The following is a 5000-nucleotide window of genomic DNA, read 5'->3' as shown; positions in this document are numbered from 1 at the left end:
TGTGATAATAAAAGTAGGAACTTTCTGACGTCTGTTATTTTTAGGAGCGAAATACGATGAATCAACCTACTGTACGCCTTCATTATGCCTGGATTGTAGCAGCCGTAACTTTTTTCATTCTATTAATCGGGGCAGGAATTCGGTCAGCACCTGGGGTGTTTATGGTCCCGGTAGAACAGGAATTTGGATGGAGCCGATCGTCCATCTCAGTGGCCTTATCGATTAATTTGCTTTTGTACGGGTTGGTTGGCCCTTTTTCAGCTGCCGTGATGGATCGTTTCGGCATTCGGAGGATCACGATTTTCGCTCTTTTACTACTTGCTTTGGGTACCTCTTTGACAACATGGATGAATGCATCCTGGCATTTGGCACTGCTTTGGGGAATTGTGGTAGGCCTCGGTTCAGGTTGTACTGCATCGGTCTTGGGAGCTGTGATAGCGAATCGCTGGTTTGTCAAACAACGCGGACTGGTTATGGGCATCCTTACTGCCAGTGGAGCAACAGGTCAACTCTTGTTTTTGCCGTTGTTGGCGAGTCTTGCCGAGTCAGAAGGCTGGAGAAGTGCAAGCTGGATCATTTCCTCTGTCGCCTTGGCGATGGTCCCTGTCGTCTGGATTTGGATGAGGGATTATCCCAGGGATAAAGGTCTTCACGCTTACGGCGCCATCGGTGATACAGAGCAAGAACAGGGAGGCTCTGCACAAAATCCCTTCCGAACCGCGATAGCTGGGTTGGTCAGAGGCATGAGATCTCTGGATTTTTGGCTGCTAGCCGGGAGCTTTTTTATATGTGGGCTTTCTACGAATGGCCTAATTGGAACACATTTTATCGCTGCCTGTGTGGATCACGGAATACCTGCAGTAACAGCAGCAAGCATGCTTGCCCTCATCGGGATATTCGATATCATTGGTACGACATTTTCCGGCTGGCTATCTGACCGATTCAATAGTCGTTGGCTGTTGTTCTGGTATTACTGCTTGCGAGGCATCTCCCTGATGCTGCTTCCGTACGCATTGAATTCAACGGCCTTTGCATTAGGAATGTTTATCGTCTTCTACGGATTGGATTGGGTGGCGACTGTTCCTCCAACTGTGAAACTGAGCAGCGATATTTTTGGCAGTCAGCAGGGCAGCGTGATGTACGGCTGGATTTTCACAGCTCATCAAATCGGAGCGGCTGTTGCAGCCTATGGCGGTGGACTGGTTTATAGCATGCTCAACAGTTATTTTTTCATGTTCCTCGTCGCTGGCGTTTTCTGCATACTTGCTTCTTTGATGGTAATGAGGATCGGCAAAGTGACGCCTGGTGCTGTTGCATCTCAAAATATGTAAGCAGCGGCATACCCGGTATTTGGAGCTTTGTTCGTACTGGGCAAAAGGTGGCGCAAATTGGTGCGAGCGGTACCGGGAATCCGGGTCCTTCCGGGAGTTTCTGGAGCGTAAGCGGGAACAGATGAGCGGAAGAACAACCGGGAAGAACAGCAGCTCCTGCTGGAGACTAGAGTCTCGAACCTGATTATCAGCTTTCTGTTCCAAAGGGGAAACTGTCGGAAGGGGAAAAGGAAAGATTGGAGAAAGAGTACCAAGAGGCTATTCATGAGCTTCAAAAATGGAAAATGGAGGGAAATTCCTGATTTACGGGTGATAATTTGGACGCACCTTCTTTTTCTGTGCTATAATGAAGTATTGTGAAAACCAGTTGGAGGTTTACCCTTTATGGCGGAAGAAACTGCTCGGTTTCCCAAAGTCGATATTAGTCAAGAGATGAAAGAGTCGTTCATCAGCTATGCGATGAGCGTCATTGTGAGTCGCGCACTACCAGATGTGCGTGACGGATTGAAGCCGGTTCATCGGCGTATTTTGTATGCCATGCATGACATGGGTCTTACACCTGACAAACCGTTCCGGAAATCGGCCAACGTAGTCGGGGAAGTAATGGCGAATTACCATCCGCATGGTGACTCTTCGATTTACGAAGCGATGGTTCGCATGGCACAGGATTTCAATATGCGTTATATGCTCGTAGAAGGGCAGGGGAACTTTGGTTCTGTAGACGGTGATCCAGCTGCGGCCATGCGCTACACGGAATCTCGTTTTTCCAAGGTTGCTTTGGAACTGCTGCGCGATATTGATAAAGAGACTGTCGATTTTGTGCCAAACTACGACGGACGCAAGGAAGAACCAGTCGTACTGCCTTCGCGATTCCCTAACCTGTTGCTCAACGGTGCATCGGGGATTGCTGTCGGGATGGCTACCAACATTCCTCCTCATAACCTGACGGAGGTTATTGATGGCATTCTGGCTATGATTGACAACCCGGATATCACAATCCAGGAATTGATGAAGATCATTAAGGGACCGGATTTCCCGACAGCAGGGGAGATCCTTGGGTACAGCGGTATTCGTCGTGCCTACGAAACGGGCCGTGGGTCCATCATCATGCGCGCAAAGACCATGATTGACGAGGAAAAAGGAAAGCCGCGCATCATCGTGACGGAAATTCCTTATCAGGTGAACAAAGCTAGACTCGTCGAAAAGATCGCGGAGTTGGTTCGCGAAAAGAAAATCGAAGGCATTACCGACCTGCGCGATGAATCCGATCGCAAGGGAATGCGAATTGTCATGGAATTGCGTCGTGACGTGATCCCTAAGGTTGTCCTGAACAATCTGTTCAAGCATACCCAGTTGCAAACCACTTTTGGCGTCAATATGCTGGCACTCGTAGACGGTCGTCCGCGCGTACTCACTTTGCGCGACATGCTGTATTACTATCTGCAGCATCAGCGTGAAATTATCCGCAGACGTACCGAATACGACTTGAAGCAGGCTGAGGCTCGTGCGCATATCTTGGAAGGTTTGCGGATTGCGCTCGATCACATCGATGAGATCATCAGCTTGATTCGCAGTTCCCGGACGACAGAAGAAGCTCGTGACGGTCTGATGACGAACTACAGTCTCAGTTATGAGCAGGCACAGGCGATTCTGGACATGCGCTTGCAGCGTTTGACCGGGTTGGAACGCGAGAAAATCGAGAATGAATACCAGGAGCTGCTGGCGAAGATCAGTGAGCTGCGTGCGATTCTCGCTGATGAGAACAAAATCTACGCGATCATCCATGATGAACTGGTTGAAATCAAAGAACGGTTCGGGGATGATCGCCGTACCGAGATTACCTTTGATGAAAATCATATCGAGGATGCCGACCTGATTCCTGAGGAAGACGTCGTGATTACCCTCACACATGATGGATACATCAAACGTCTGCCTGTAACGACCTACCGTGCCCAAAAACGCGGAGGCAGAGGGGTACAGGGACTCGGGACGAAGGATGATGACTTTGTCGAGCATCTCTACATTACCAACTCGCATGACACGATCATGTTCTTTACCAACAAGGGTAAAGCGTATCGTCTGAAGGGCTACGAGATTCCGGATTTGAGCCGGACAGCGAAGGGCACGCCGATCATCAACCTGATTCAGATTGAAAAAGGGGAGCGGGTCAGCGCGGTCATTCCAGTCAAGGATTTCGAGGGCGATCGATACCTGTTCTTCGCGACGAAAAAAGGGATCATTAAAAAGACAGAGCTGTCTTCCTATGAAAACATTCGTCGTGTAGGCCTGATCGCAGTGAACCTGCGTGAAAATGATGAGCTGATTGGTGTTCGTCTGACAGATGGACAACAGGAAATCATCATGGGAACCAAGAACGGGATGTCAGTCCGCTACAAAGAGAGCGATGTCCGCACTATGGGCCGCAATGCTACAGGGGTAAAAGGGATTACGCTCGATGACGATGATGATGTAATCGATATGGACGTCATCAAGCCTGGAGCAGAAGTGCTGATCGTGACCGCAAATGGTTATGGCAAGCGCACCCCAGTCGATGAATATCGGATTCAGTCACGTGGCGGTAAAGGCATCAAGACGCACAATGTGACCGAACGCAGCGGGCATGTAGTTGGATTGAAGGTAGTAGAACCGGAAGAAGATCTGATGATCATCACCACGTCGGGGATTATCATTCGTACAGAGATGAAAGGAATCTCTGTGATGGGACGCTACACACAAGGCGTCAAACTGATACGTCTCTCTGAAAATGAACAAGTCGGCTCGGTTGCAAAAGTTCCTCCGAATGACGAGGAGGAGACCGAGGATGATGTAGTAGAAGGTTCCCCAGCTTCGGATGATGCTGATTCAGTAGATCCTAGTGAGGAATAGAGTCATAATGAAGACGGGCGTTCCGCAAAAGCGGAGCGTCCTCTTTATATAGGGCAAATTAAATAGCCTATTCTTGGTTTGAAATACATATACAATTGGGAAAAGATAAACAAGCGATTACTGTGAAGATCGGATGGTGAGTGGATTGCCCATCGTACACGTAAAACAACTAACAAATGGAGCAAAATTGGCAGAGGAAGTATACACTTCGCTTGGCGGGCTGCTGTTTGCCAAGGGCACTTCCCTGTATGAAAGAGAAATAGAATTTCTGGAAGCGTTTATGATTGAGCAGGTGCAGATCGAGGATGCGGAGCTTATTTCGGCAGAGCCAGCCGCACCAGCACAAGTTGAAGAAAAACAAGCGCCTAAGATCACCATAAAAGTGGTAAAGCCTGATTTTCAGGAACACTTTAAACAAGCCGTCTCTAAATTGAAGAACCTGATGATTCGCGTGGAGGGCGGCAACAATATACCGGTTATGGAAGTAAGGGAAGTGGTTTCGCCGATTCTGGCCCAAATCCAAGAGCAGCCGCAAATTCTTCTTTCTCTTAGAAAGTTTGCCGGGATGGGGGCTTACGCATACGAGCATGCGATAGCTGTAGGACTCATTTCGTATATGATTGCCAAGTGGACCAAGGTTCCGGAAAAGGAATGGATGCAGGTCGCACTGGCAGGGACTTTGCTGGATATTGGGAAGACCAAGGTTGATCGGCGTATTCTACAAAAACCGGGAAAATTGACGCCGGATGAATTTGAAGAAATGAAAAAACACACAGTGTATGG

3 protein-coding genes (1 of these 3 running past the window's edge) are annotated in these 5000 nt (G+C 48.7%); all 3 read left to right on the top strand.

The genetic code is table 11. The features are described 5' to 3' along the window. The first annotated feature begins 56 nt into the window (after positions 1-56). On the top strand, positions 57-1331 hold the full coding sequence (locus tag T458_RS51635; RefSeq protein ID WP_023559013.1) for an MFS transporter: 1275 nt from the start codon (positions 57-59) through the stop codon (positions 1329-1331). A 384-nt stretch (positions 1332-1715) separates the two neighbouring features. Beyond that, a complete protein-coding gene (gene gyrA / locus T458_RS51630; RefSeq protein WP_023559012.1) occupies positions 1716-4217 on the top strand; it encodes a DNA gyrase subunit A in 2502 nt (833 codons plus the stop codon). Between the two features lie 145 nt (positions 4218-4362). After that, on the top strand, positions 4363-5000 hold the 5' portion of the coding sequence (locus tag T458_RS51625; protein WP_031306205.1) for an HD-GYP domain-containing protein. Its footprint extends 451 nt past the window's final position; the window shows 638 of its 1089 coding nt (coding positions 1-638); the start codon lies at positions 4363-4365; its stop codon lies off the right edge, out of view.

The sequence above is a fragment of the Brevibacillus panacihumi W25 genome, assembly GCF_000503775.1.
In the GTDB taxonomy this organism is placed as follows: Bacteria; Bacillota; Bacilli; order Brevibacillales; family Brevibacillaceae; genus Brevibacillus; species Brevibacillus panacihumi_A.
Note: the sequence above shows the minus strand (reverse complement) of the source record. Positions and strands in the feature narration are given on the sequence as shown.

Coding starts and splice junctions, on each gene's coding strand:
- T458_RS51635 (WP_023559013.1), top strand. CDS start 57: ATGAATCAACCTACTGTACGCCTTCATTATGCCTGGATTGTAGCAGCC.
- gyrA (WP_023559012.1), top strand. CDS start 1,716: ATGGCGGAAGAAACTGCTCGGTTTCCCAAAGTCGATATTAGTCAAGAG.